At 71.9% G+C, this 23,152-nt stretch carries 20 protein-coding genes; 14 read left to right on the top strand and 6 right to left on the bottom strand.

Going from position 1 to position 23,152, the window contains the following annotated elements; all coding sequences use genetic code 11:
* Window positions 1-16 precede the first annotated feature (16 nt).
* The 3 genes from ACZ60J_RS20900 to ACZ60J_RS20890 all read right to left on the bottom strand — a co-directional run bounded on the left by ACZ60J_RS20900 (window position 17) and on the right by ACZ60J_RS20890 (window position 1,873).
* The gene (locus ACZ60J_RS20900; RefSeq protein ID WP_469683761.1) at window positions 17-439 is read right to left on the bottom strand and encodes a hypothetical protein; all 423 of its coding nucleotides are present in this window, start codon (window positions 437-439) and stop codon (window positions 17-19) included.
* Between the two features lie 298 nt (window positions 440-737).
* A complete protein-coding gene (locus tag ACZ60J_RS20895) occupies window positions 738-1,142 on the bottom strand; it encodes a hypothetical protein (protein ID WP_469683759.1) in 405 nt (134 codons plus the stop codon).
* Between the two features lie 176 nt (window positions 1,143-1,318).
* Window positions 1,319-1,873, bottom strand: coding sequence for an EF-hand domain-containing protein (locus ACZ60J_RS20890; protein ID WP_469683758.1), 555 nt, complete (start codon window positions 1,871-1,873; stop codon window positions 1,319-1,321).
* A 99-nt stretch (window positions 1,874-1,972) separates the two neighbouring features.
* Between ACZ60J_RS20890 and ACZ60J_RS20885 the strand changes: the two genes are divergently transcribed.
* From ACZ60J_RS20885 to ACZ60J_RS20875, 3 genes are all read left to right on the top strand, one after another.
* Window positions 1,973-3,586, top strand: coding sequence for an aldehyde dehydrogenase family protein (locus ACZ60J_RS20885; protein ID WP_469683756.1), 1,614 nt, complete (start codon window positions 1,973-1,975; stop codon window positions 3,584-3,586).
* Between the two features lie 82 nt (window positions 3,587-3,668).
* The gene (locus ACZ60J_RS20880; protein WP_469683754.1) at window positions 3,669-4,070 is read left to right on the top strand and encodes a hypothetical protein; all 402 of its coding nucleotides are present in this window, start codon (window positions 3,669-3,671) and stop codon (window positions 4,068-4,070) included.
* A gap of 84 nt (window positions 4,071-4,154) precedes the next feature.
* Window positions 4,155-5,624, top strand: a complete 1,470-nt coding sequence (locus ACZ60J_RS20875) for a S28 family serine protease (RefSeq protein WP_469683753.1) — start codon at window positions 4,155-4,157, stop codon at window positions 5,622-5,624.
* Between the two features lie 33 nt (window positions 5,625-5,657).
* Here ACZ60J_RS20875 and ACZ60J_RS20870 read toward each other — a convergent pair whose 3' ends face one another.
* Together ACZ60J_RS20870 and ACZ60J_RS20865 are read right to left on the bottom strand one after the other, a co-directional pair.
* On the bottom strand, window positions 5,658-7,529 hold the full coding sequence (locus tag ACZ60J_RS20870) for a glycoside hydrolase family 3 protein (RefSeq protein WP_469683751.1): 1,872 nt from the start codon (window positions 7,527-7,529) through the stop codon (window positions 5,658-5,660).
* Between the two features lie 10 nt (window positions 7,530-7,539).
* A complete protein-coding gene (locus ACZ60J_RS20865) occupies window positions 7,540-8,496 on the bottom strand; it encodes a LysR family transcriptional regulator (RefSeq protein WP_469683749.1) in 957 nt (318 codons plus the stop codon).
* A gap of 108 nt (window positions 8,497-8,604) precedes the next feature.
* Here ACZ60J_RS20865 and ACZ60J_RS20860 point away from each other — a divergent pair, with 108 nt between their 5' ends.
* Window positions 8,605-9,639: an EamA family transporter gene (locus tag ACZ60J_RS20860; RefSeq protein WP_469683747.1), complete on the top strand. Its 1,035-nt coding sequence runs from the start codon at window positions 8,605-8,607 to the stop codon at window positions 9,637-9,639.
* A gap of 63 nt (window positions 9,640-9,702) precedes the next feature.
* On the opposite strand, the gene ACZ60J_RS20855 is transcribed toward ACZ60J_RS20860, so the two are convergent.
* Window positions 9,703-10,578, bottom strand: coding sequence for a helix-turn-helix transcriptional regulator (locus ACZ60J_RS20855; RefSeq protein ID WP_469683745.1), 876 nt, complete (start codon window positions 10,576-10,578; stop codon window positions 9,703-9,705).
* 401 nt (window positions 10,579-10,979) lie between these two features.
* Here ACZ60J_RS20855 and ACZ60J_RS20850 point away from each other — a divergent pair, with 401 nt between their 5' ends.
* From ACZ60J_RS20850 to ACZ60J_RS20805, 10 genes are all read left to right on the top strand, one after another.
* On the top strand, window positions 10,980-11,783 hold the full coding sequence (locus ACZ60J_RS20850) for a hypothetical protein (protein WP_469683743.1): 804 nt from the start codon (window positions 10,980-10,982) through the stop codon (window positions 11,781-11,783).
* A 232-nt stretch (window positions 11,784-12,015) separates the two neighbouring features.
* Window positions 12,016-12,558: a GNAT family N-acetyltransferase gene (locus tag ACZ60J_RS20845; protein WP_469683741.1), complete on the top strand. Its 543-nt coding sequence runs from the start codon at window positions 12,016-12,018 to the stop codon at window positions 12,556-12,558.
* Between the two features lie 371 nt (window positions 12,559-12,929).
* Entirely contained in the window at window positions 12,930-13,514 is a 585-nt protein-coding gene (locus ACZ60J_RS20840) for a cysteine hydrolase family protein (protein ID WP_254383158.1), read from the top strand.
* 58 nt (window positions 13,515-13,572) lie between these two features.
* The gene (gene hypE, locus ACZ60J_RS20835) at window positions 13,573-14,598 is read left to right on the top strand and encodes a hydrogenase expression/formation protein HypE (protein WP_469683739.1); all 1,026 of its coding nucleotides are present in this window, start codon (window positions 13,573-13,575) and stop codon (window positions 14,596-14,598) included.
* 22 nt (window positions 14,599-14,620) lie between these two features.
* Window positions 14,621-17,026 carry a carbamoyltransferase HypF gene (gene hypF, locus ACZ60J_RS20830; RefSeq protein ID WP_469683737.1) on the top strand — a complete coding sequence of 802 codons (2,406 nt, stop codon included), beginning with the start codon at window positions 14,621-14,623 and terminating at the stop codon, window positions 17,024-17,026.
* A 4-nt stretch (window positions 17,027-17,030) separates the two neighbouring features.
* Window positions 17,031-18,365 (top strand): diaminobutyrate--2-oxoglutarate transaminase family protein, encoded by a 1,335-nt coding sequence (locus ACZ60J_RS20825; protein WP_469683735.1) that lies wholly within the window; start codon window positions 17,031-17,033, stop codon window positions 18,363-18,365.
* Window positions 18,366-18,411: 46 nt separating this feature from the next.
* Window positions 18,412-19,128 (top strand): hypothetical protein, encoded by a 717-nt coding sequence (locus tag ACZ60J_RS20820; RefSeq protein ID WP_469683733.1) that lies wholly within the window; start codon window positions 18,412-18,414, stop codon window positions 19,126-19,128.
* Window positions 19,115-20,524, top strand: a complete 1,410-nt coding sequence (locus ACZ60J_RS20815) for an MFS transporter (RefSeq protein WP_469683732.1) — start codon at window positions 19,115-19,117, stop codon at window positions 20,522-20,524. The genes ACZ60J_RS20820 and ACZ60J_RS20815 overlap by 14 nt, the downstream gene beginning before the upstream one ends.
* Window positions 20,525-20,534: 10 nt before the next feature.
* Window positions 20,535-21,848 carry an amidohydrolase gene (locus tag ACZ60J_RS20810; RefSeq protein ID WP_469683730.1) on the top strand — a complete coding sequence of 438 codons (1,314 nt, stop codon included), beginning with the start codon at window positions 20,535-20,537 and terminating at the stop codon, window positions 21,846-21,848.
* On the top strand, window positions 21,845-23,113 hold the full coding sequence (locus ACZ60J_RS20805; protein WP_469683728.1) for an ATP-grasp domain-containing protein: 1,269 nt from the start codon (window positions 21,845-21,847) through the stop codon (window positions 23,111-23,113). The genes ACZ60J_RS20810 and ACZ60J_RS20805 overlap by 4 nt, the downstream gene beginning before the upstream one ends.
* The last annotated feature ends 39 nt before the right edge of the window (window positions 23,114-23,152 follow it).

The following is a 23,152-nucleotide window of genomic DNA, read 5'->3' as shown; positions in this document are numbered from 1 at the left end:
GGGTGGCCTGCTGCGATCAGTTGCCGAGCTTGTTCTTGAGCTGGTTCTTGATCGTCTGCTTGTCGACCTTCTTCAGGTTTCCGCCCTTGCCGGTGCCGTCGCCGCCGACGGCGGTGGCGTCGCCGGTGTTGATGGCGTCGGCGCTGGAGTCGCCACCGCGGGCGTTGCCGGTGGTGATGTCGCACTTGCCCTTGCAGTTGCCGACGCCGCTGTTGGCGTCGCCGCCGCGGGAGTCGCCGCCGACCGTGGTGTTCTCCGCGTTGGCGTCACCGCCGGTGCCGATGCCGTCGGCGCTGTCGTCCTGGAGGACGGACACCGCATGGTGCGGAACGGCGGCGGGTGCGGCCATTGCGGTGGCCGGGAGGGCGATGCCACCACCCAGCAGGGCGACGGAAGCGGAAGCGAGGACGATGCGGCGGGTCGAGAGAATCTTGAACATGACCGTTCTCCATTCGGAAAAAGAAGGGGGATTCGGGAATCTTCCGGAGAAAGGATCCGGGGTGATTTCCTGCCCTCTGGTTTTTTCCGGTGTTCCCGGTGAGGGCGTACTTCAAATAAACCCGACGGCGGGAATCGCGTCACGCCACTCACATTCGGGGCTTGACGGAGGTCGGCTCTCCTTGTAAAAGCCGGCCCGAATGCCCCCGTACACGCGCCGGAGCCCCGGGTCCGTCGTGCGGACCCGGGGCTCCGGTGTGGTGGTGTCCCTCTCGGGCGGCAGGGATCGCGGTCGATCCTCACGTCCTCGCAGTGTTGGCAACCGTGTTCTGTCCCTCCGGCACTCCGTGGCTGATCCCGTCGCCGCGGGCCTCCTCGGGGGGCCCGCAGGGGGCGGTGATGCACTGCCACTCCGGACGGCCGGGAGCGTTGATGGAGTCGTCCTTGCCGGAGCCCTTGCCGTGCTTTCGCTTCCCCCACTTGCCGGGAGTGTCCTCGGTGGGCCGGTCCTGGCCGATCACGATGTCGTCGGGGCCGCTGCGGTGCAGCAGGGTGGACTCGTTGCCGGTGTCGTCGGCCCTGACCGCGTGCGTACTCGCGGGAGTGGCGGCGAGCGCGGTCGCGGGTGCGAGCACGCCGCCGGCGACGATGGCCGCCGATGCGGCGAACAGGACGAGGCGGGGCTTCCTGGAAACGTGGTTCATGACTGCTCTCCTCCGGTGGACGGGGCGGATGGGGGGTGGTCCCAGTACGCCCCGCCGTCCGGGCGGCGTCACGCCCCGACATCTCGCGGCTTGACGGGATCCGGCTCCCCGGCTACGCCGCTCCCGGGCCTGCCCTCTCCCGGGCCTGCCCCTCCCGGCCCGGGCTGCTCCCCGGCCTAGAGCTCGCCGAAGAGCAGGTTGCCCGGGGCGTCCTCCTCGGTGCCGGTGTAGTACTCCCGTACCGCGCCGAGGAGCTCGTCCACGGACAGGAACCCGTCGTGGTCCGCGTCGATCCGGGCGAAGAGCGCCTCCGCGTCCTCGCGGCCCAGGTTCGTGTCGAAGGCGGTCTGGGCCTGCTGGAACTCCTCGGGGCTGATCCGCCCGTCGTCGTCCTTGTCGACGACCAGCAGCATCGCGTGCACCATCGGCCGGAAAGACTTGTCGTAGGCGGCGACGTCGTCCCGGAAGAGGCGGGTCATGCCCTGCCGGTACTCCTCCGGCGTGACCTTCCCGTCCCGGTCGATGTCCAGCTCGGTGAAGAGCTCCTGCCAGAAGTCGACCAGCCCGCCCATCACCTGGGTCGCCTTGGGGGAGGTGGCCGGCTCGCCGAGGGCCGACAGCAGGCGGGAGCCGAGCCCGATGATGTCGTGCTCGTCGATCACCCGGTCCTCGTTGACGTCGAGGTGGGTGAAGGCGCGGTCCAGCTTGCGTTCGAGCAGGTCGTTCGTCATTTCAAGTGCCTTTCACGGCTACAGTGCGGGGTCTCGTGCTCACCTAGCGTAATCTCCTGCGTGATCACGAACTCCCGTTATCCCGCTAGGAAGTTGTCGATGCACTCTTACGAGGTATGGGTCAACGGCGTCGAGGAGCCCGGCACTCGATGGGTCTACTGGCCGCGCGTCGGTCAACTCCTGCGCGAGCCCTTCGAGGTGCTCGGGCTCAAGGCCCGTTTGGAGCGCGGAGAGGACCTGCCCTACGACGACCGGCTGCTGGCCGGCCGCGTCGCCCTGTCCGCCCCCGGGCAGGGGATGCGCGCCCTGGCCGCAGCCCGCGCCGCCCAGCCGGGATGGGCGGCGGTCCCGCTCGCCCACCGGATGGAGCTGCTGCACGGCGTCCACCGGGCCGTCGTCGAGCGGCGCGAGGAGCTGACCGGGCTGCTGGTCGCCGAAGGCCACCCCGTACGGCTGGCGTCCTGGGAACTGGACTCCGTGGCCGCCTCCTTCCACCCGGACTCGGTCGCCGACTTCGCCGCGCGGCTGCGGGAGCCCGAGCGCACCTCGGCCGGCCGCCGGACCCGCATGGTGCGCAAGCCGGACGGGGTGGTGTGCCTGAGCCCGCCGCGCAACGCCCCGACCTCCAACTCCTTCTACGGGGCGCTGGCGCTCGCCGCGGGCAACGGCCTGGTCGTCAACGCGCCGCCCACCGCCCCGCTGGGCGTCAGCTTCGTCTACCGGGAGATCGTGGCCCCGCTCCTGGAGCGGCTCGGCGCCCCGCCCGGCACCCTGAACGTGGTCTGCACGCACGCCCGCGCCGTCGTCCGCCAGTGGCTGGACAGCCCCGACTGCGACGACCTCGTCTTCTTCGGCGGCTCCGAGCAGGGCCTCAAGCTGGAGCGGGAGTGCGTGGCCGCGGGGAAGAAGCCCGTACTCGAACTGTCGGGCAACGACGGGGTGCTGGTGTGGCACGACGCCGAGGCCGACCTCGCCGCGCGGGCCCTGTGCGAGCGGTACTACGGCTCCGGGCAGATCTGCATGACCCCGAAGTTCGCCATCGTCCATCCGGAAGTGGCCGACCGGCTGCTGAAGGAGCTGATGGAGCAGGTGCGGGAGATCCGGCCCGGGCCGCCGGAGGATCCGCGCACGGTGCTGAGCCCGGTGGTCAAACGGGCGGAGTTCACCGAGTTCGTCGGCGAGGTGCTGGCGGCCGGCGGGGAGCTGCTGTGCGGCGGCGAGTTCGTCGACGTGGACGACGAGCCCTCGGCGGTGGGGCCGTTCATCCGTCCGGCGGTCGTCCGGGTGGACGGGCTGGCCGCGGCCGGCCGGCTGCGGGCCTTCCGCGAGGAGACCTTCTTCCCGCTGCTGTGCGTGGTCGTGCCCGAGGCGCCGGTCCGGCTGGAGGAGGCCATCGGCTTCCTCAACGCCAACCGCTACGGTCTGCGCAACTCCCTGTGGACCCAGGACGAGCGGGTCGTGGAGCGGTTCTGCGAGGAGGTGGTCAACGGCGGCATGCTCAAGGTCAACGACTCGCACATCGGCTGCCTGCCCACGATCCCGTACAACGGCGGCACGGGAGCCACGGGCGGGATCTTCGGCGAGGCCAACCTGCCCGCCGTGCGCACCACCCACCTCCAGTCGATCGCCGTCGCCACCCTGGTCCGGCCGCGCGAGTCGGTCTTCGACCACGCGGCGGCCCGCGCGGTCGCCCCGGAGGGCTCCGCGGGCTGAATTCTTGTTCCGAGCAACCATGGAGGGCTGCCCGGCGTCGTACGAACGTACGCACGTTGTACGTACGACCGATGGGGGCAGGGTGTTGAAGGCGCGGAACCCGCGGAGGCGATGGGCCGTCCGCGCGGGGGCGATCACCACGACGCTGTGGCTGGCCGTGGGCGGACTGCTGACGGCGCAGCCCGCCCAGGCGGCGACGGGCGGGTGCGGGGGGAACCTGGTGCGGACGCTGCCGTTCTCCACGGGCGAGGTGCGCCTCTACAAGACCCGCGACCGGGCCTGCGCGGTGGCGGTGGCCCGGGAGCCCGGACAGCGGCGGGCGATGTCGGTGAGCATCCAGCCGCGCGGCGGCTACCCGGTGCGCGACGCGGGGCAATTCACCCGTTATGCCGGACCTGTCACCGTCCATGCGATCAACCGCTGCGTGTATGTAAAGGGGAGCGTGGGGGCCGGATCCGTCGATTCCGGCTGGATCCTTTGCTGATGGAGCGGCCCAACTAGGTCTGTTCAGCCGCATGTTCCCCCAGCTAGGTTCACGGCGACCGATGTGAACTCATGGGGAGTGTGAATGCGCAAGAAGCTCGGATGGCTGCTGTCGCTCGCGGTGCTGATCGGCACCACGGGTGCGGCCGGCACCACGGCGCAAGCGGCCACCGCCGCGGAACCGTCCGCCGTCACGGATGCCACCGCCAGGGATGCCAAGGCCGCCACGGAAGACATCAAGGACCGGATCCTCGCGATCCCGGGGATGAGCCTGATCGAGGAGAAGCCGTACCCCGGCTACCGCTTCTTCGTACTGAACTACGAGCAGCCGGTGGACCACCGCGCGCCGTGGAAGGGCACCTTCAAGCAGCGCATCACCCTGCTGCACAAGGACGTCACGCGGCCCACGGTGTTCTTCACCTCCGGCTACAACGTCAACACCAGCCCGCGCCGCAGCGAGCCGACGACCATAGTCGACGGCAACCAGGTGTCCCTGGAGTACCGATTCTTCAACCCGTCCCGCCCCGACCCGGCGGACTGGTCGAAGCTCGACATCTGGCAGGCCGCCAGTGACCAGCACCGCGTCTTCACCGCCCTGAAGCGGATCTACAAGAAGAACTGGCTGGCCACGGGCGGCAGCAAGGGCGGCATGACGGCCACCTACTTCGAGCGCTTCTACCCGCGCGACATGGACGGCGTCGTCGCCTACGTCGCCCCCAACGACGTGGTGAACAAGGAGGACTCGGCCTACGACCGGTTCTTCGCCAAGGTCGGCACCAAGGAGTGCCGCGACAAGCTGAACGCGGTGCAGCGCGAGGCGCTCGTGCGCCGCGAGCCGCTGGAGGCCAAGTACGCGGCCGCCGCCGCCGAGAACGGCTGGACCTTCACCACCGTCGGCAACCTCGACAAGGCCTTCGAGGCCGTCGTCCTCGACTACACGTGGGCCTTCTGGCAGTACAGCCTGCTCGCCGACTGCGCCTCCATCCCGGCTGCCGCCACCGCGAGCGACCAGGAGATCTGGGACACGGTCGACGCGATCTCCGGCTTCTCGGCCTACGCCGACCAGGGCCTGGAGACGTACACCCCGTACTACTACCAGGCCGGCACCCAGCTGGGTTCCCCCGACATCAAGCAGCCCCACCTGAACGGCCTGAGCCGCTACGGCTACCAGCCGCCGCGCAACTTCGTGCCCCGCGACATCCCGATGACCTTCCAGCCGGCGGCGATGCGGGACGTGGACACCTGGGTGAAGCACAACGCGAACCAGATGCTCTTCGTCTACGGGCAGAACGACCCGTGGGGTGCCGAACCGTTCCACCTCGGCTACGGGGCCCGCGACAGCTACGTGATGACCGCTCCGGGCGCCAACCACGGAGCCAACGTCTCCAAGCTCATGGAAGCCGAGAAGGCGCTGGCCACCGAAAAGATCCTCAAGTGGGCCGGAGTGGCCCCGGCCACCACGCCTAACGGCGCGGCGAAGGCCGCACCGCTGGCGAAGCCGGACGCGCAGCTCGACCAGCGCGACATCGAGCGCGAGCCGATGCTGCGCCCGTAGCTCCGCAGCGGGCCGGGGTGCGGGGTACGCGGACTACGCGTACCCCAGCCCGTGGCCCAGCGGGTAGCGGCCCGGCACCGGGACCGGCAGGCGGCCCGTGGGCCGTACGGTCCCGGTGAGCACCCGGGCCGCCGCCCGCATCTCCACGTCCGACCAGGTGTAGGTGGCCAGTTCGGCCGCACAGGCCGGCAGCCGGGCCGGGTCGTAGGGGTTGCGGATCGCCACCAGGACCACCGGCACACCGGTGGCCAGCAGGCTGGTGACCAGCTCGCGCTGCGGGCTCTCGCCCTCGGGGACGTTGTACGTGCACACGAGCACGGCCGCGTTGCCGGGGGCGGCCGCCACCGCGCGAGCGGGCGGCAGGGCCGTCGCCCGGCAGCCCAGCGCGGACAGCTCCCGGGCCAGTACCGCGGTAGGGGGTCCCGTCGTACCCGTGGGGGAGACCGGGTCGGTCCCGGTGACCAGGAGCAGCGGCCGGTCCGCCGGATCCAGCGGCAGCAGCCCCACCGGATTGGCCAGCAGGGTCGTCGTCCGGTCCGCGATCTCCCCGGCGGCGGCGAGGTGCGCCGGGATGCCGACGGCCGCGTCCACCGCGTCGGCCGCCCGCGCCGGATCAGCGGCCCGCGCGGCGGTATCGAACAGGCCCCGGCGGGCCTTCAGTTCCAGGATCCGCAGCACCGACTCCTCGATCCGGGCCCGCGTCAGCTCGCCCGACTCCACGGCGGCCAGCACGCTGCGCACGGCCAGCCCCAGGTCCGGCGGGTTCAGCAGCTGGTCGCAGCCCGCCTTCAGGGCCAGGACCGGGACCCGGTCGTCCCCGTACTTCTGGCGGACCCCGGCCATGTCGAGGGCGTCGGTGACCACCACCCCGCGAAAGCCCAGGCGTTCGCGCAGGATCCCGGTGACGATGGGCCGCGAGAGGGTGGCCGGATCCCCGGAGGGATCGAGCGCGGGGAACACGATGTGCGCCGTCATCACCACGTCGACGCCCGCCTCCACGGCCGCCCGGAACGGCGGCTCGTCCAGCTCCTCCCACTGGGCCTGGGTGTGCTTCATCAGCGGCAGCCCGACGTGGCTGTCGGTGCCGGTGTCCCCGTGCCCCGGGAAGTGCTTCGCCGTCGCGGCCACCCCGGCGCCCTGGTAGCCGCGGACCTGGGCGGCGACCAGGGCCGCCACCGCCTGCGGGTCGGCGCCGAAGGACCGTACGCCGATGACCGGGTTGGCGGGGTCGACGTTCACGTCGGCCACCGGGGCGTAGTTGTGCCGGATGCCCATGGCCGCCAGCTCGGAACCGGCGATGCGTGCGGCCCGGCGGGCCTCGGCCGTGGACCCGGCGGTCCCCAGGGCCAGCGCGCCCAGCGCCATGGCTCCCGGGAGCAGGGTCGCGGGCCGGCCCACGCGGGCGACGGCGCCGTGCTCCTGGTCGATGGAGAGCAGCAGCGGGACGCCCGCGCCGGAGTCCGCGGCCGCCCGCTGGAGGCCGGCCGACAGTTCGGAGATCTGGCGCGGGGAGCGGGTGTTGTGCGCCCAGCCGAAGTAGACGATCCCGCCGAGGTGGTAGCGGGAGACCAGCTCGGCGGGGGTGCGCACCCCGAACGCCTGCTGGTTGAGCGCGACGTCCTCGGAGTCGGGCTCGGTCGCCGCATGCCCGTACGCCCGCGACACGAAGAGCTGCCCGACCAGTTCGGCCAGGCTCATCCGGTCCATCGTCTCGCGCGGCCCGGCCCCCGACGACTGACGGGCGGGGGAGCGCCCCGGTGCCCGGTCGCCCGGCCGGGAGTCGTCGGGGACCGGGCCGTCGGGGTCCCGGGCGGTGCCCACGGCGGCGGAGGCGGCCCCCGCGGCGGTGACGGCGGCCACGGCGGCCACGGTGAGCAGGGTCCGGCGGGAGGCGTGGTTCGGCACGCGCCGGACGCTACTGCGGGGCGGGGCCCGCGGCGCGGGGGACACTCGGGGAGTCCCCCGTACGGGGTGCGACGTGGGGCCAGTGCTCGCGCAGGGTCCGTACGGCCTCGGTGATCGCCGGCCGGCGGGCGGCCCCGGTCCGCCACAGGGCGTACAACCGGCGTACGGGGCCCGGCTCCAGCGGTACGGCCACCGCGCCGGGCGGCAGCGTCCCGGTGCCCAGCCGCGGTACGACGGCCACCCCGAGCCCGGCGGCGACCAGCGAGACGATGGTGTGGTTCTCCTCGGCGACGTGCGTGATGTCGGGCTCGAACCCGGCCGTGCGCAGGGTCCGCACCAGCCAGTCGTGGCAGACCCGGCCGGGCGGCTGGCACACCCAGCGCTGCCCACCCAGGTCCGAGCGGTGGATGACGTCGCGGGAGGTGAAGGGGTGCCCGGCGGGCACCACCAGGTCGCAGCGGTCGTCCCCGATCACGGCCTGCTCCACGCCCTCGGGGGCGGGCAGCGGGGCGATGTCCCAGTCGTGGGTCACCGCCAGGTCGGTGACCCCGCGCGAGACCAGGTCCATCGACAGGTGCGGGTTGATCTCCGTGAGCCGTACATCCAGGGCCGGGTGACGGCGGGCCAGGTCGGCGAGGACCCCGGGGAGCAGGCCGCGGGCGGCCGAGGCGAAGGCGGCGACCCGCAGCCGGCCGACGGGCTGGCCGCGGGACTCCTCCAGAGCGGTCTCCGCCTGCTCCGAGATGTCCATCAGCTGCTGGGCCGTCGCGGCCAGCAGCTTGGCCTCCTCGGTGAGGGCGACACCGCGGCCGTGGCGTTCGAGCAGGGTGGTGCGTGTCTCCCGTTCCAGCTTGGCGATCTGCTGGGAGACGGCGGAGGGGGTGTACCCGAGGGCGGCCGCGGCCGCGCCGACCGAGCCGTGGACGGAGACGGCGTGCAGGGCGCGCAGCCGGGAGAGGTCGAGCATGCCAGGCAGCTTAGGGCGCGGGCGCCGCCGGTGGATGAAGCAACGCTACATCCGACCCTGAAGACATCCGCGCTGGTGCTAAACGGTCGAGGAGTCGATGCTCGGAGCATGCGACCCATTCACACCGCCCTGGCGGTTCTCGTAGCCGCGGTCTGGGGTTTCAACTTCGTCGTCATCGAGTTCGGGCTCGGATCCTTCCCGCCGCTGCTGCTGTCCGCCCTGCGCTTCCTGGTCGCGGCCCTGCCCGCGGTGTTCTTCGTCGGGCGCCCCAAAGTGGCATGGAAGTGGATCGTCGCGGTCGGCGTGGTCCTCGGCATCGCGAAGTTCGGGCTGCTGTTCTCCGGCATGGCCAACGGGATGCCCGCCGGGCTGTCCTCGCTGGTCCTCCAGGCGCAGGCGGTGTTCACGGCCGTGTTCGCGGCCGTCGTGCTCAGGGAACGGCCGGGCCGGCTGCGGATCGCGGGCATGACGGTGGCCTTCGCCGGGATCGCCGTGGCCGCCGTGGACGAGGGGGCCTCCGGGCCGGTGCTCGGCTTCACGATGGTGATCGCGGCCGCCGCGTGCTGGGGCGTGTCCAACGTGCTGACCCGCAAGGCGTCCCCGCCCGACGCCCTGAACTTCATGGTGTGGGTGAGCGTGGTGCCGGTGCTGCCGCTGGCGGGGCTGTCCCTGCTGATCGAGGGCCCCGAGCGGGACCTGGCGGCGCTGCGCGGGCTCGACTGGAGCGGGGTCGGGGTCATCGTCTACCTCGCCTGGATCACCACGGTGTTCGGCTTCGGGGCGTGGGGGTTCCTGCTGCGCACCTATCCCGCCTCCTCCGTGGCGCCCTTCTCGCTGCTGGTGCCGGTCTTCGGGATGAGCTCGGCGGCGCTGGTGCTGGGGGAGCAGGTGAGCGGGCTGCGCTGGGTGGCGGCCGTCCTGCTCGTCGGCGGGGTGGCGGTGACCTCGCTGGTCCCCCCGAAGCCCCGTCCCGTGGTGGCGGAGGCGGGCGCGGCGGCCGGTCCCGGCCCTGCACCCGAGCCCGCGGCGGTGGCCGATTCCCGCCCTGATGCGGGCCGTGATGCGGGCCCCGATTCCGGCCCCGCGCCCGAGCCGGCACCCGAGCCCGCGGCGGTTCCGCTTCCGGCGGCGGGGGGCCGCTAGGAGCCGTCCGCCGCGGACCCCGGCAGCCCGGGCCGCTCGCTCGCGGCGCGGGCTGCCGGCAGGTCAGCCGCCGTTGAAGGGCTCCTTCGCCAGCAGATATCCGGCGTGGAGCCGGTTGCGGGCGCCGATGCTCTTCATGATGTTCGCAATGTGGCGTTGACAATTTCGCAAAGAAATGCCGACCACGTGGGCTATTCGGTTGTCCGATTCGCCCTGAATGAGCAGCGACACGATGGTCTGCTGAATGTCGGAGGTAATCGCGGCCCGTGCCGGTCGGTCGTTTTCCGAGGTGAATTTCTCGGCCCCGCTCCAGGCCCGCTCGAAGGCCTCCGAAAGGAATGAGACAAGGTGGCTATTTCTCGATACCGCCGCCCCGTGCGATCCGTCCGAGAGCGGGATGATCGCCACTTCCTTGTCGAAGATGATGCAGCGCGGAAAGCCGCCGGCGAGCGTGCAGACTTCCGCGCCGAGCGGTGTCACGCGCCCCACGAAGGAGGCCGTGGCCGGGCTGAACCGGGCCGTGTGCTGGTAGAGGGTCCGCATGTGCACGCCCCGCGCCAGCAGGCGTTCGGTGCGCTCCAGACTCTCGGAGAGCACCTCCTCGTCCCGTGCGCCGCCGGGCTGGGAGGTGAGCACCTCGGTGCGGCAGCCGTTCGCGAGCCCGGCGATCAGCTTGCGCACGTCGCCCAGACCGGGCACGACCTCCAGTGAGGTGTCGTTCTGGACGTCCGCCGTTCTCATCAGCAACTCATCTAATTCTCCGCGTAGTTGATCGAGGACGGACTGGCTCTCGTTCAGGCTGTGCTGCGCCGGGTTGAGGACCTTGATGCGTGCGTGCTCCACGGGATACGGGGTGTAGATGCCCGTCACGGGGCACATGCTGAGCAGCCCCAGGAGGTCGAGCGCGTCCGCCGCTTCCTGCACCTGTGCGGCGCTCATGTCCAGAGCCAGGGCGGCTGTTTCGCACGTTGTACCCGGTGTTCGGGTGACGAACCGGTAGAGACGGTCCCCGGCGTGGGTGAGCCGGGGCACTGCAAAAGGATGGACTTGTCTGATTGAGTTCAATTCATCCCCCTGTCATGTTTTCGCCAGCGGCAACATGATCCCAGAAAGGGATGGCTCCGGATGTCGTCGAACGGACAGGATGAGGCCGAAGCTGATCCGGACCGCAAGACATCTTGAGGGGCAGGCAAGCATGCCACGTATAGCGAGTTTCCTCATCGCCATTGCGGCAACTTTCGCGGTGACCGTCTTCCTCGCCCCGTCGACGAGTGGTGCGGCGAACATCGCCGCTCCCGCTGGTCCGGGTCAGGTAGTCAACGATCTCGGCTGGGGATGAGATGCCTCGTAGTAAGTCGTACAACACGTACTCCAACCTGCAACGCCCTGAGTTCCGCAAGCGCGTCGACGAGCTCCTGCTGAAGTTCGAGCGGGACTTCTACGAGCGCAGCGCGGGCGCCGACGGGATGCTCGACAAGGACAAGTTCGACCTCGAGCTGTACAAGCGGCACAACGTCGAGACGATGATCCGGATCGGCCTCAAGCGTGCCGTCGACCCGCTCATCGCCAACTACTGGGCCACCCGGGACCCGCAGCTCTGCAAGGAGTGGGGCCTGTACGGCGCGGAGGAGGGCCGCCACGACCGCATGTTCGCCGGCGACCTGCACAAGGTCGGCATGACGGACGAGGAGATCTACGCGATCCGTCCGACCTTCGCCACCGAGCTGCTCAACGGCTACTTCTACTACACGATGGCCACGGAAGGTCCGCTGGCCGCGATGATCAGCGGGTTCTACCTGGAGTACATCGCGGGCAAGACCCAGCCCGACTGGCTCGACATCATGGAGCAGCACGTCGGCGCCGACAAGACCAAGGGTGCCCGCGCCCACCTGGCCCTCGACGATGACGACGACCACGTCGACATGGTCTGGAACCTGATCATGCGCATCATCAAGGACGAGGCCGACGAGGAGCGCTTCGTCGAGCACCTCATCAAGATCAACTCCCTGTTCGTCTCCTACTTCGTCGAGGTCTACGCGGCCACCGTGCTCGGTGCCGGCGCGGACGCCTCGCTGCTGACCCAGGCCGCACCGGCCGCCGCCGTACAGACCAACCTGCAGACGAAGGCCACCGCTTCGGTCTGACCGGCCGGCGCACACCTGCCGGCGAAGCTCTGAAGGGCCGAGGCCCCGAAGGGCCGAAGCCCTGAAGGGCCGACACTCCCGCAGTCCGGCGATCCCGGGCATTGCGATCCAGATGTGCCGCGCAGCTCCCACGGGGGCGGCGCCGCGATGTCCGGGGTCCGGCTGCTCCACCGTCTACTCACCAAGGAAGACGATGCACTATTCATGGCCTCGCGAACTGTCCGAACAGGACATGCGCGAAATGATCGAACTGATGGACGCCGTGGCGGTCAAGGAGAAGACCCTCGGCTTCTACGAACCGGTGGGCCTGGAGAAGGGCCTGCCCCTGATGCGGGCCTTCGAGGCCGACCTGCGCAAGGGCGCCGTCGACCTCCTCCACGTCCGCACCGACGAGGGCCGCATCGTCGGCATGGTGACGCTCGCCCGGGCCCCGCTGCCCGCCCGGCGCCACATCGTCGAGATGCGCCGCTGCGTCGTGGCCCCCGACTACCGCGGGCAGTTCCTGCTCGAAGGCTGGGCCGAGGCCCTGCGCAAGGTCGGCGAGATGGGCTGCGACGTCATCACCCTCGAAGTCCGCGACGACGGCCCCGCCGGGCTCTGGGAGCGCCTGGGCTTCCGCGAGTACGGCCGGCTTCCCGACTACGCCCGCGCCGACGGCCGCCCCGTCACCGGCTTCTACATGCACGCCCGGCTCGCCGACATCACGGCCCACTTCGAGGCCACCGGCACCTGGCTGCACGAGCTCGAATCCGACCGGGTCGCCGTCGCGAGCTGACCTCGGCACCGACGGGCCGTACGCACCGACGGGCCGTTCGCACCGTCAGGCCGTGTGCACACCGAGCCGTGCGCACACCGCGCCCCAGCCGCGCCACGCCTGACGCACGCCCCGCCTGACGCGCACCGCGCCCAACCCCCCTCCCGCGCACCCGCGCCCCTCCCTACCGCCGCGCCGCCCGCCCGGGCCGCGCAGGCCCCCGCACCGAGCACGCCGTACACCGACCCGGGCCGATCCGCCCGTGCGGTACGGCCCTTCGCGGCCGACCGGCCGGTGCACCCCCTCGTACTTCACCCACCGCCCGCCGGGGCGCACGTCGACGTGCGCCGGACGGGCCCCGGGACCACACCACTCCACCGAAGGGCACAGCCATGTCCAAGATCGCCGTCCTGACCAACGACCTCCAGTACGAACTGGTCGAGAAGAACCCGGAGCGCGTCGCCGCCGTCGAGGCCGCGACCCCGCACTTCACCGGCTTCCTCGACGAGATGCGCAGCCGCGGCCACCACATCTTCCACCTGCAGCTCGTCAACGACCCGGACGACCCGAACGCCGAGCGCTACGACGGCTACCTCCCGGTCCAGCGCGGCACCCACGGCGCCGACATCATCGAGGCCTTCCTGGCCCCCGAGGACGTCGTCATGGAGAAGAGCAAGGACTCGGGCTTCTACGAGACCGACCTGCACGAGCGCCTGCAGGCCCTCGGCGTGGACACCGTGCTGATCACCGGCATGCAGACGCAGATATGCGTCCAGACCACCGCCGCCGACGCCTTCTTCCGCGGCTACAACATCTGGGTCCCCTCCGACTGCGTCGTCTCGGCCCGCCTCGACGACAAGCAGCGCGCCCTGGACTGGCTGGAGGGCTACTGCGCCACGGTGACCGACTCCGCCGAGGTCATCCGCGTCCTCGACGCCGAGGGCGGACTGCCCCGCAAGAACATCAAGACCCCGTGACCACGCCCCTCCCCCCGACGAACCGTTCCGGCCCCACCCCTGAAAGGAACGAACCGGCATGACCACGAGCGTGGATCCCACCGAATTCATCGTCCTCGACCACGGCACCGGCGCGAAGCTCAGCCAGGACCTCCTCCAGGTGATCGCCTCGACCCTCGGCGACGTCTACATCGGCATCATGGAAGACAGCGCGATCCTCAAGATCGAGGGCGACCGCATCGCGATGACCACCGACTCCTTCGTGGTCGACCCGCCGTTCTTCGGCAACGGGGACATCGGCAAGATCGCGGTCTGCGGCACGGTCAACGACCTGGCCGTGGCCGGTGCCCGGCCCAAGTACCTCACCCTCGGGATGATCCTGGAGACCGGGCTCCCCATCGCCAAGCTGGTCCGCGCCCTGGAGTCGATCCGCGACACCGCCCGCGAGGCCGGCGTACAGATCGTCGGCGGGGACACCAAGGTGGTCCGCAAGGGCGAGGCCGACCAGATCTACCTGAACACCGCGGGCGTCGGCGTCTTCGAGCGCGAGCCGCTCACCATGACCGACGTGCGCCCCGGCGACAAGGTGATCCTCAGCGGGCCCATCGGCAACCACACGGTGCACCTGCTCTCCATCCGCGAGGGGCTCGGCTTCGAGCAGCGCGTGGACAGCGACTGCGCCCCGCTCAACGGCCTCGTCGACGGCGTCCTGTCCAGCGTGCCCGCCGGAGCCGTCCGCTCGATGCGCGACGTGACCCGCGGCGGCCTGACGGCCGTGCTCCACGAGTACGCCGGCAAGCTCGGCCACAGCATCCGCGTGGTCCAGGACGACCTGCCCATCCAGCACGAGACGGCCATGGCCGCCGACATGCTCGGCATCAACCCGCTGCACTGCGCCAACGAGGGCTGCCTCGCGGTCTTCGTGGCCCCGGAGGCGGAAGCCGACGTACTGGCCGCCCTGCGCGCCCTGCCGTACGGCAAGGACGCGGTGACCATCGGAGAGGTCTCCGAGGACACCGAGGCCCTGGTGCTGCTGCGCGACAAGGACGGCCGCGAGACCCAGCTGGAGGAACTCCTCGGCGCCGAACTCCCCCGGCTCTGCTGAGAAAGGGACCGAGGAAACCGCCATGAGCAGCAGCACCGAGCAGCAGACCGTCACGGAGCGGCCCGCCGAAGGCGCCACGAGCGCCGCCGGCACCTCCGAGGAGTGGCGCATCCGCGTCACCGGAGTGGTCCAGGGCGTCGGCTACCGGCCGTTCGTCTACAAGCTGGCCCGTGAACTCGGCCTCTCCGGCTGGGTTCGCAACGACCCCGAAGGCGTGCTGGTGGAGGCGTCCGGACCGGTCGCCGCCCTGGAGGAGTTCGCGGCAGGCCTCAGCGGCCGCGCCCCCGAACTCGCCCGGGTGGACGAGGTCCGGCCGACCCGGGGACTGGCTCGCGGCACCGTGCCCGCGGGTCCGTTCACCATCGTGCACAGCGAGCACACCGGAGCCCGGTCCGCGCTGCTCCCGGCGGACACCCACGTATGCGGCGACTGCCAGGCGGAACTTCGCGACCCGAAGGACCGCCGGCACCGCTACCCCTTCATCAACTGCACCAACTGCGGGCCCCGGTACTCCATCATCCAGGACCTGCCGTACGACCGTCCGATGACCACCATGGCCACCTTCACCATGTGCCCGGACTGCAAGGCCGAGTACGAGGACCCGATGGACCGGCGCTACCACGCACAGCCCAACGCGTGCCCGGACTGCGGCCCCCGGCTGCTGCTCCGGGACCGCGAGGGGGGCACGGCCGAAGGGGACCAGGCCCTCCTGCGGGCCGCCCGGGTGCTGGCCGACGGCGGGATCGCGGCCATGAAGAGCGTCGGCGGCTTCCACCTCGTGGTGGACGCGACCAACGCGGAGGCCGTGGCCCTGCTGCGCAGCCGCAAGCGCCGCGACTCCAAGCCGTTCGCGGTGATGGTCCGCGACCTCGCCACGGCGCAGGAGCTGGTGGAGCTCTCCGAAGCGGAGATCGACGTCCTGCGCTCGCCGGCCCGGCCCATCCTGCTGGCCCGCAAGCGCGCGGGCTCCCTCCCGGAGTCCGTGGCACCGCGCAACCCCAACCTGGGGATCATGCTGCCCTCGGCACCCCACCACCACCTGCTGCTGGACGAGCCCGGCCTCGAAGCGCTCGTCGCCACCAGCGGCAACATCTCCGGCTACCCCATCGCCTACCGCAACGAAGAGGCCCTGGAACAGCTCTTCGAGATCGCGGACGTGATCCTCTACCACGACCGCGACATCGAGATCCGCGTCGACGACTCGGTGGTCAGGCTCTCCGACCACCCCGAACTCGACGAGCCGCTGCTCCAGTTCATCCGCCGGGCCCGCGGCTACGCCCCCTACCCCGTGGACGTCGGCCGCGAGGTGGCCCCCGTGGTCGCCCTCGGCGCCGAACTGAAGACCACCGTGGCCCTCACCAACGGCTCCCAGGTCTTCCTCAGCCAGCACATCGGCGACCTCAAGAACGACGAGACCTTCGCCGCGCACCACCGCACCGCCCGGCACCTGGCGCAGCTGTACGCGCTCAAGCCGGAGGTCACCGCCCACGACATGCACCCGCAGTTCCGCTCCACCCGGGCCGCACTGGACGACGACGGCACGGGCCCGGCGCTGCCGACCGTCGAAGTCCAGCACCACCACGCCCACATGGCCTCCTGCATGGCGGAGAACCACGTGAGCGGCACCACCCTCGGCGTGATCTTCGACGGCTTCGGCTACGGCGAGGACGGCACGGTGTGGGGCGGGGAGTTCCTCCTCGGGGACTTCGCCGCCTACCGCCGGGTCGGCCGGATGCGCCGGCTGCCGCTGATCGGCGGGGACCAGGCCGTGCGCGAACCCATCCGCACCGGGTACGCACTGGCCCTGGACGCCTTCGACGGGGACGGGGACCGGGCCCTGGCGGGCTTCCCCGCCCTCGCCGCCCTCGACGGGCAGCGCCGCCAGGTCTACGCGACGATGGCGGCCCGCGGGATCAACTCCCCGCCCACCTCCAGCATGGGCCGCCTCTTCGACGGGGCCGCCGCCCTCGCCGGGGTCTGCGCCAAGGCCGAGTACGAGGCCCAGGGCCCGATCGAGCTGGAGGGGCTGCTCGACCGCGACGCCACCCGCGAGCCGCAGGCCGCGTACCGCTTCGGGTCCTACGAGGCGGACGGGCTGACCGAGGTGGACCCGCGGCCCGTGATCCGGGCCATGGCCGCCGACATCGCCGCCGGACTGCCCGTGGACCGGATCAGCCGCCGGTTCCACACGGCCGTCGTCGACATGGTCCGCGAGCGCTGCAAGGCCCTGCGGGAGGAGACCGGCGTCAACCAGGTCGCCCTCTCCGGAGGCGTGTTCCTCAACGAGTTCCTGCTGCTCAACTGTCTGACCGGGCTGACCGCCGACGGGTTCGACACCTATGTCCACCGGCTCGTTCCGACCAATGACGGAGGCATCGCCCTCGGTCAGGTCATGGTCGCCGACGCCCGCTCACACCTGAGGAAGTGACGACGTGACCACCCTCACGCCGGACGAGATGTACACCTTCGTCGAGGCGCGCGAATCGGGCGCCCGGACCTACGCCAACGCCTTCGGCAAGCTCCTCGCCGAAGGCCACGGCGCACGCATCCGCGACGGGCACGGCCGCGGATACCTGGACTGCCTCGCCGCGGCGGGCACCCTCGCCCTGGGGCACAACCACCCCGACGTCCTGGCCGCGGTGGGGGAGTACCTCGCCTCCGGTCAGGTCCAGCAGGCTCTGGACCTGACCACCCCGGCCAAGTACGAGTACCTGCGGGCGCTGTACGCCAATCTGCCGGGGACCATGGCGGACACCTTCAAGACGCAGTTCTGCGGACCGGCGGGCACCGACGCCACCGAGGCCGCGATCAAGCTCTTCAAGATCGCCACCGGCCGCCGGACGGTGCTCTCCTTCCACGGTGCCTACCACGGGATGACGGCGGGCGCCCTCGCCCTCACCGGCAACCTGGGCGCCAAGGAGTCCGTGCCCTCCCTCATGCCGGACGTCCACCACCTCCCCTACCCCTACGACTACCGCTGCCCCTTCGGCATCGGCGGAGAGGCGGGCATCCGGGCCGGCCTCACCTACATCGAACGGCTGCTCACCGACCCGGAGAGCGGCATCACCAAGCCGGCCGCCGTCTTCGTCGAAGCGGTCCAGGGCGAGGGCGGGGTGATCCCGGCGCCGGCCGCCTGGCTGCGCGGGCTGCGGGAGATCACCGCCCGGCTGGACATCCCGCTGGTCCTGGACGAGATCCAGGCCGGTTTCGGCCGCACCGGCACCATGTGGGCCTTCGAGGAGTCCGGGATCGAGCCGGACGCCGTCCTCGTGTCCAAGGCGGCCGGCGGCGGCTTCCCGCTCTCGCTGCTGCTCTACCACGGCAAGTACGACGCCTGGACGCCCGGAGCCCACGCCGGCACCTTCCGCGGCAACCAGATCGCCCTCGTCGCGGGACTCGCCGCCATGCGGGTCACGGAGTCCGAGGGACTCGTCGAGAAGGCGGCCGCCAAGGGCCAGCTGATCGCCACCCTGCTCGGCCGGCTCGCCGCCGGCCACCCCGAGATCGGCCAGGTCCGCGGCCGGGGACTGATGTGGGGCATCGAGATCGTGGACCCCGAGGGCCCGGCCGACCAGCTCGGCTCGCTGCCCGCCGACGGGGCCCGGGCCAAGCGCATCAAGCGCGCCTGCCTGGACCACGGGCTGCTGCTGGAGAGCGGCGGCCGGCACGGCGCCGTGCTCCGGCTGCTCCCGCCACTGGTGATCACCGACGAGGAGATCCACGAGATGGCGGCGGCCCTGGAGAAAGCTCTGATCGACTGCGCCTGACAGAGCAGGACAGAGCACGGATCCACGAAGAGTAGGGACAACGAACATGGCCACGGGAACGAACAACGGCGGCGAGTGGCGGGTCGACTTCGACGCGGAGGTCGTCTTCAGCAACGGAGGCGCCCTGCAGATGCAGGGGTTCCGCCTGGACATCCCCGGCGACGACATCGCCGACGGGGAACTGGGCGAACTGATCGTCCGCCACCTCGGACTGCTGATGGTCGGCAGTACGAAGATCACCCGCCGGGAGCTGCTCCAGGAGCCCCACAAGGGCTCCCGGAACACCGGCGCCGCCGGTTCGGGCCGCACCACGGCGGACCTGACCGGCCCCGCGACCCGGGCCGCCTGGCCGACGGGCCCGGGCGGCGCCGCACCGGGCCTGGCCGGCCTGGTGGACCTTCCCGTGGTCCTGGTCCGGCTCCTCGGAGCCGGACAGCCCGTCGCCGACCGGCTGGCACTGGCGCCCTTCGACCTCGCGGGGCACGCCGTGGTCGTACAGACCGGCCGCGCGGCCGGCCCGTACCTCACCGAGGACGCCGTGGAGCTGCTCGCCGGTCAGGGCGCACTCCTCGTCGCCACCGACAGCCGCGAGGGCAACGGGCCGGTGGCGGCGGCGCTCGCCGCCGCCGGCCTGCCCGCCCTCACGGGCCTGACCGGCCTGGACGCCCTCCCGGCGACCGGGGTCCGACTGCACGCCGTGCCCTTCCCCGGGCAGGACACCTCATTGATCAGGGTCTACGGAGTCACAGATGACCAGCACTGACCGAGCGGGCCTCGCAGAAGCCGGTGCGGCGGCGGTCGCCGCCGCCGCACCGGCGCCGGCCCGGCGCCCCCGCAGGGAACTGGCCGCCGCCACCGTCGGCTCGGTCGTCGAGGCCTACGACTGGACCATCTACGGCATCCTCGCCCCCTACTTCGCCGAGGCCCTCTTCCCCGGCACCTCACCCACCGCGAAACTCATCGCCGCCTACCTCGGCTTCGCCCTCGGCTTCCTGGTCCGGCCGCTGGGCAGCGTGCTCATCGGCCGCCTCACCGACACCCGGGGCCGGCGCTACGGACTGACCCTCACCGTCGGCCTGATCGCCGCCGGCTCCCTGTTCCTGGCCGTCATACCCGGCTACGCCTCCATCGGCCTGGCGGCTCCGCTCCTGGTGGTCGGCGCCCGGCTGGTGCAGGGGCTGTCGGTCGGGGCGGAGAACCCGAGCGTGGCCGCGTACGTCACCGAGACCGCGCCGGCCGGCCACCGCTACTTCTACAGCGCCGTCTCCTACGGAGGCGTGGTGCTGGGCAGCGCGCTCTCCTTCATCGTCATGAACGTCCTGCTCGGGGTGTTCGGGGAGAGCGGGGTCGAGGACGGCGCCTGGCGCTACGGCTTCGCCTTCGGCGGACTGCTCGGGCTGACCGCCCTGTGGATCCGGCGCGGCGCGGCCGAGAGCGCGGTCTTCACGGCCGCCGCGGGCAGGGCCGCGCAGGGAGCGGCCCCGCCCGCGGGAACGGCGGGGGAGGCCGCGGCAGGGAAGGCTCCCGAGCCGAAGGCCCCCAGCCCCTGGCCGGTACTGCGGGCCCATCTCGGCCGGCTCGCCGTGGTGTTCGCCATCACCTCCGGGGCCACCACCGCCTTCTACTTCGTCACCGTCGACTTCCCCTCGTACGCCGAGAGCGCCGGAGCCGCCACCAAGGAGGAGACCTCCGCCGCACTGCTCCTCGGCATGGTGGCGCTGCTCGCGGCCATGCTCGGCGGCGGCAAGGCCGCCGACCGGCTCGGCGCCCTGCCCGTGCTCCGCCTCGGCTTCGCAGGGCTCGCCCTGGGCAGCGTGCCGCTGCTGCTGGCCATGAACGCCGGACGGGTCCCCGTCCCCGTCGTCACCGTGGTCCTGCTCTTCCTGCTGGGCCTCCCGCTCGCGGTGAGCAACGTCTTCGCCGGGCAGCTGTTCCCGCCCGCCGTGCGCGCCGTCGCCGTCGGACTGCCCACCGCGGCCGCGATCAGCCTCTTCGGCGGCACGTTCCCGATGCTCGCGGAACTCCTGAGGTCGGCCGGCCACAACGCCTGGCTGCCGTGGTGGCCCGCACTGACCGCCGCGGCGGCGCTGGCCGCCTCGTGGGCCGTACACGAACACCCCGGTCGCGAACACCCCGTGTCCGTCACCCCTCATGCCTGAGAAGGACGCCATGACTGCACTGCTCGAAGGTCTCGACTCGCTGATGCCGGCCCTGGAGGCCGACTACCGAGAGCTGCACACCCACCCCGAACTCGCCTTCCAGGAAAAGCGGACGGCGGCCCTCGTCGCCGAGCGCCTCGCCGCCCAGGGCGGCTGGGAGATCACCACCGGCGTCGGCCGCACCGGCGTCGTCGCCGTCCTGCGCAACGGCGAGGGACCCGTGGCCATGCTGCGCGCCGACATGGACGCGCTGCCCGTCAAGGAGGCCACCGGGCTGCCCTACGCGAGCACCGAGACCGCCACCGACGAATCGGGCGCCGAGGTCCCGGTGATGCACGCCTGCGGACACGACCTGCACGTGGCCGCGCTGATCGGGTCCTGCGCCCTGTTCGCCCGCAACCGCGAGGCCTGGCGCGGCACCGTCGTCGCCGTCTTCCAGCCGGGTGAGGAAAGCGGCTACGGAGCCCGCGAGATGGTCGAGGACGGCCTCTTCGAGCGCTTCCCGCACCCCGACGTGATCCTCGGCTCGCACGTGGGCCCCGGCCCGGCCGGGCTCATCGCGACCCTGCCCGGGGTGGTCATGGGCGCCACCGACTCGATCACCGTCAAGCTCTTCGGGCGCGGCGGCCACGGCTCCAAGCCCGAAGCAGCCGTCGACCCCGTGGTGATGGCGGCCTCGCTCGTGCTGCGGCTCCAGACCGTGGTCTCCCGCGAGATCGCCGCCCAGGAACCGGTGGTGGTCACCGTCGGCAAGCTGCACGCCGGCACCACCGCCGCGGTCATACCCGACACGGCCGAGCTCGGCATCAACGTGCGCACCAGCTCCGCCCCGGTCCGCGAGAAGGTCCTCGCGGCCGTCGAGCGGCTCGCACGCGCCGAATCGGCCGCCGCGGGCGCGACCGCCGACCCGGAGATCACCTCCGTCTACCACCTGCCGATGACCGTCAACGACACCGCGGCCGCCGAGCGGGTGGCCGACGCCCACCGCGAGCACTTCGGGGACGGCGCCGTCATGACGATGGGCCCGACCACCGCCAGCGAGGACTTCGGACTCCTCGCCACCGCCGCCCAGGTCCCCTCGGTGTACTGGTTCTACGGCGGCCTCGACCCGCAGGCCTTCGGCGAGGCCTTCGCCGCGGGCAAGCTCGACGAGCTCCCGCAGAACCACTCCTCCACCTTCGCGCCCGTCGCCGGACCCGCGCTCTCCATCGGCGTCCGCACGATGGCCACGGCGGCACTGCCCTGGCTCGCCGCCGACTCCGCCACCGCCACCGCCACCGCCACCGCCAAGGACTCCACGGGCGAAGGGGGCGAGGGGGCATGAGCGCCGACCTGCCGCACATCATCGTCCTGCACCGCTGGCGGGACACCCACGCGCACTACGCCGACTACCTGGACCACGCCGCCGCCCACGTCACCTACGTGAGCACCGGGCTCGGCCGCGCCTCGTTACCCGAGACCGCCGCCGCGGTCACCACCGTCGCGCTGACCGACGACCTGCCCGCCGTCCGCGCGGCCGTCACCGGGCTCGTCGCCCGCTTCGGCGCACCGGCGCGGCTGATCGCCCTCAACGAGGGGGACCTCGACACGGCCGCGCTGATCCGCGAGGAGTTCGCGATCCCCGGCCAGCACACCGCCGAACTGGCCGTCTTCCGCGACAAGCTGACCATGTGCCGCACCGCCGAGGCCGCCGGCCTGCCGGTCCCCGCCTTCGCCCCCGCACCCGATCCGGCCGCCGTACTCGCCTTCGGCGAGGCCCACGGCTGGCCACTGGTCGTCAAACCGCACCGCGGCACCGCCAGCCGGGGCGTGGTCCAGATCGACTCCGCCGCCGAACTGGCCGCGCTGGACGGCCTGGACCGGGCGCTCGCCGCCGAACCGCACCTCGTCCAGAGCTACGTGGACGGCCCGATCCTGCACATCGACGGCCTGTGGGAAGGCGACTGCCTCGGCAGCTGGACCGTCTCGCGCTACGTGGGCGGCACCTGCGCCGACTTCACCCAGGGCACCTGGCTCGGCTCCGTCGAGGAGGACGACCCCGCCCTCCTGGAAGCGGTCGAGGCCTTCGCCGCCGCCGTCGGACCCGCCCTCGGCGGCTCCCAGCCCTGGGTCTTCCACCTGGAGGCCTTCGTCACCCCGGCGCCGGACGGCGGACCCGCCCTGGTCTTCCTGGAGTGCGGGGCCCGGGTGGGCGGCGGAGAGATCCCCTTCACCTGGCGCGACGTCCACGAGGTCGACCTGATGGCCGCCGCCGTGGACATCCAGCTCGGCCGGACCCCGGTCCTGCCGCCGCTCAAGACCGGCGAGGTCGGCGGCTACCTGCTGCTCCCGCTGCCGGTCCCCGCCCCCTGCCGGGTCGAAGCGGCCGGCTGGGTACGGGAACCCGCGCCCGGCCGGCTCCCGTACGCCGTCAAGCACACCCCGGTCGGCTCCACGGCCCCCGCGATCAGCGGCTACGAGCACGTCGGGACCCGCTTCCGCTTCCGCGGCGCCACCACCCGGGACGTCGAGGCCGCCATCACCGAGTCCGCGAACTCCTTCCGGCTGACCTGCGTCCCGGTCGGGGCCCCGCCCGCCGACGGGGACTGACCCGCCCCACCCCCCCACCGAACCTGTCGTACCCCCTCT

The sequence above is a fragment of the Streptomyces sp. NPDC104226 genome (assembly GCF_055584085.1).
The sequence above is the reverse complement of the archived record's forward strand: the minus strand, read 5'-3'. Positions and strand labels throughout refer to the sequence as shown.

What these genes read in the sequence shown, in the direction of transcription:
- ACZ60J_RS20900 (WP_469683761.1), bottom strand. Translation starts at nt 439, where the DNA reads ATGTTCAAGATTCTCTCGACCCGCCGCATCGTCCTCGCTTCCGCTTCC.
- ACZ60J_RS20895 (WP_469683759.1), bottom strand. Translation starts at nt 1,142, where the DNA reads ATGAACCACGTTTCCAGGAAGCCCCGCCTCGTCCTGTTCGCCGCATCG.
- ACZ60J_RS20890 (WP_469683758.1), bottom strand. Translation starts at nt 1,873, where the DNA reads ATGACGAACGACCTGCTCGAACGCAAGCTGGACCGCGCCTTCACCCAC.
- ACZ60J_RS20885 (WP_469683756.1), top strand. Translation starts at nt 1,973, where the DNA reads ATGCACTCTTACGAGGTATGGGTCAACGGCGTCGAGGAGCCCGGCACT.
- ACZ60J_RS20875 (WP_469683753.1), top strand. Translation starts at nt 4,155, where the DNA reads ATGCGCAAGAAGCTCGGATGGCTGCTGTCGCTCGCGGTGCTGATCGGC.
- ACZ60J_RS20865 (WP_469683749.1), bottom strand. Translation starts at nt 8,496, where the DNA reads ATGCTCGACCTCTCCCGGCTGCGCGCCCTGCACGCCGTCTCCGTCCAC.
- ACZ60J_RS20860 (WP_469683747.1), top strand. Translation starts at nt 8,605, where the DNA reads ATGCGACCCATTCACACCGCCCTGGCGGTTCTCGTAGCCGCGGTCTGG.
- ACZ60J_RS20855 (WP_469683745.1), bottom strand. Translation starts at nt 10,578, where the DNA reads ATGAGCGCCGCACAGGTGCAGGAAGCGGCGGACGCGCTCGACCTCCTG.
- ACZ60J_RS20850 (WP_469683743.1), top strand. Translation starts at nt 10,980, where the DNA reads ATGCCTCGTAGTAAGTCGTACAACACGTACTCCAACCTGCAACGCCCT.
- ACZ60J_RS20845 (WP_469683741.1), top strand. Translation starts at nt 12,016, where the DNA reads ATGCGCGAAATGATCGAACTGATGGACGCCGTGGCGGTCAAGGAGAAG.
- ACZ60J_RS20840 (WP_254383158.1), top strand. Translation starts at nt 12,930, where the DNA reads ATGTCCAAGATCGCCGTCCTGACCAACGACCTCCAGTACGAACTGGTC.
- hypE (WP_469683739.1), top strand. Translation starts at nt 13,573, where the DNA reads ATGACCACGAGCGTGGATCCCACCGAATTCATCGTCCTCGACCACGGC.
- hypF (WP_469683737.1), top strand. Translation starts at nt 14,621, where the DNA reads ATGAGCAGCAGCACCGAGCAGCAGACCGTCACGGAGCGGCCCGCCGAA.
- ACZ60J_RS20820 (WP_469683733.1), top strand. Translation starts at nt 18,412, where the DNA reads ATGGCCACGGGAACGAACAACGGCGGCGAGTGGCGGGTCGACTTCGAC.
- ACZ60J_RS20815 (WP_469683732.1), top strand. Translation starts at nt 19,115, where the DNA reads ATGACCAGCACTGACCGAGCGGGCCTCGCAGAAGCCGGTGCGGCGGCG.
- ACZ60J_RS20810 (WP_469683730.1), top strand. Translation starts at nt 20,535, where the DNA reads ATGACTGCACTGCTCGAAGGTCTCGACTCGCTGATGCCGGCCCTGGAG.
- ACZ60J_RS20805 (WP_469683728.1), top strand. Translation starts at nt 21,845, where the DNA reads ATGAGCGCCGACCTGCCGCACATCATCGTCCTGCACCGCTGGCGGGAC.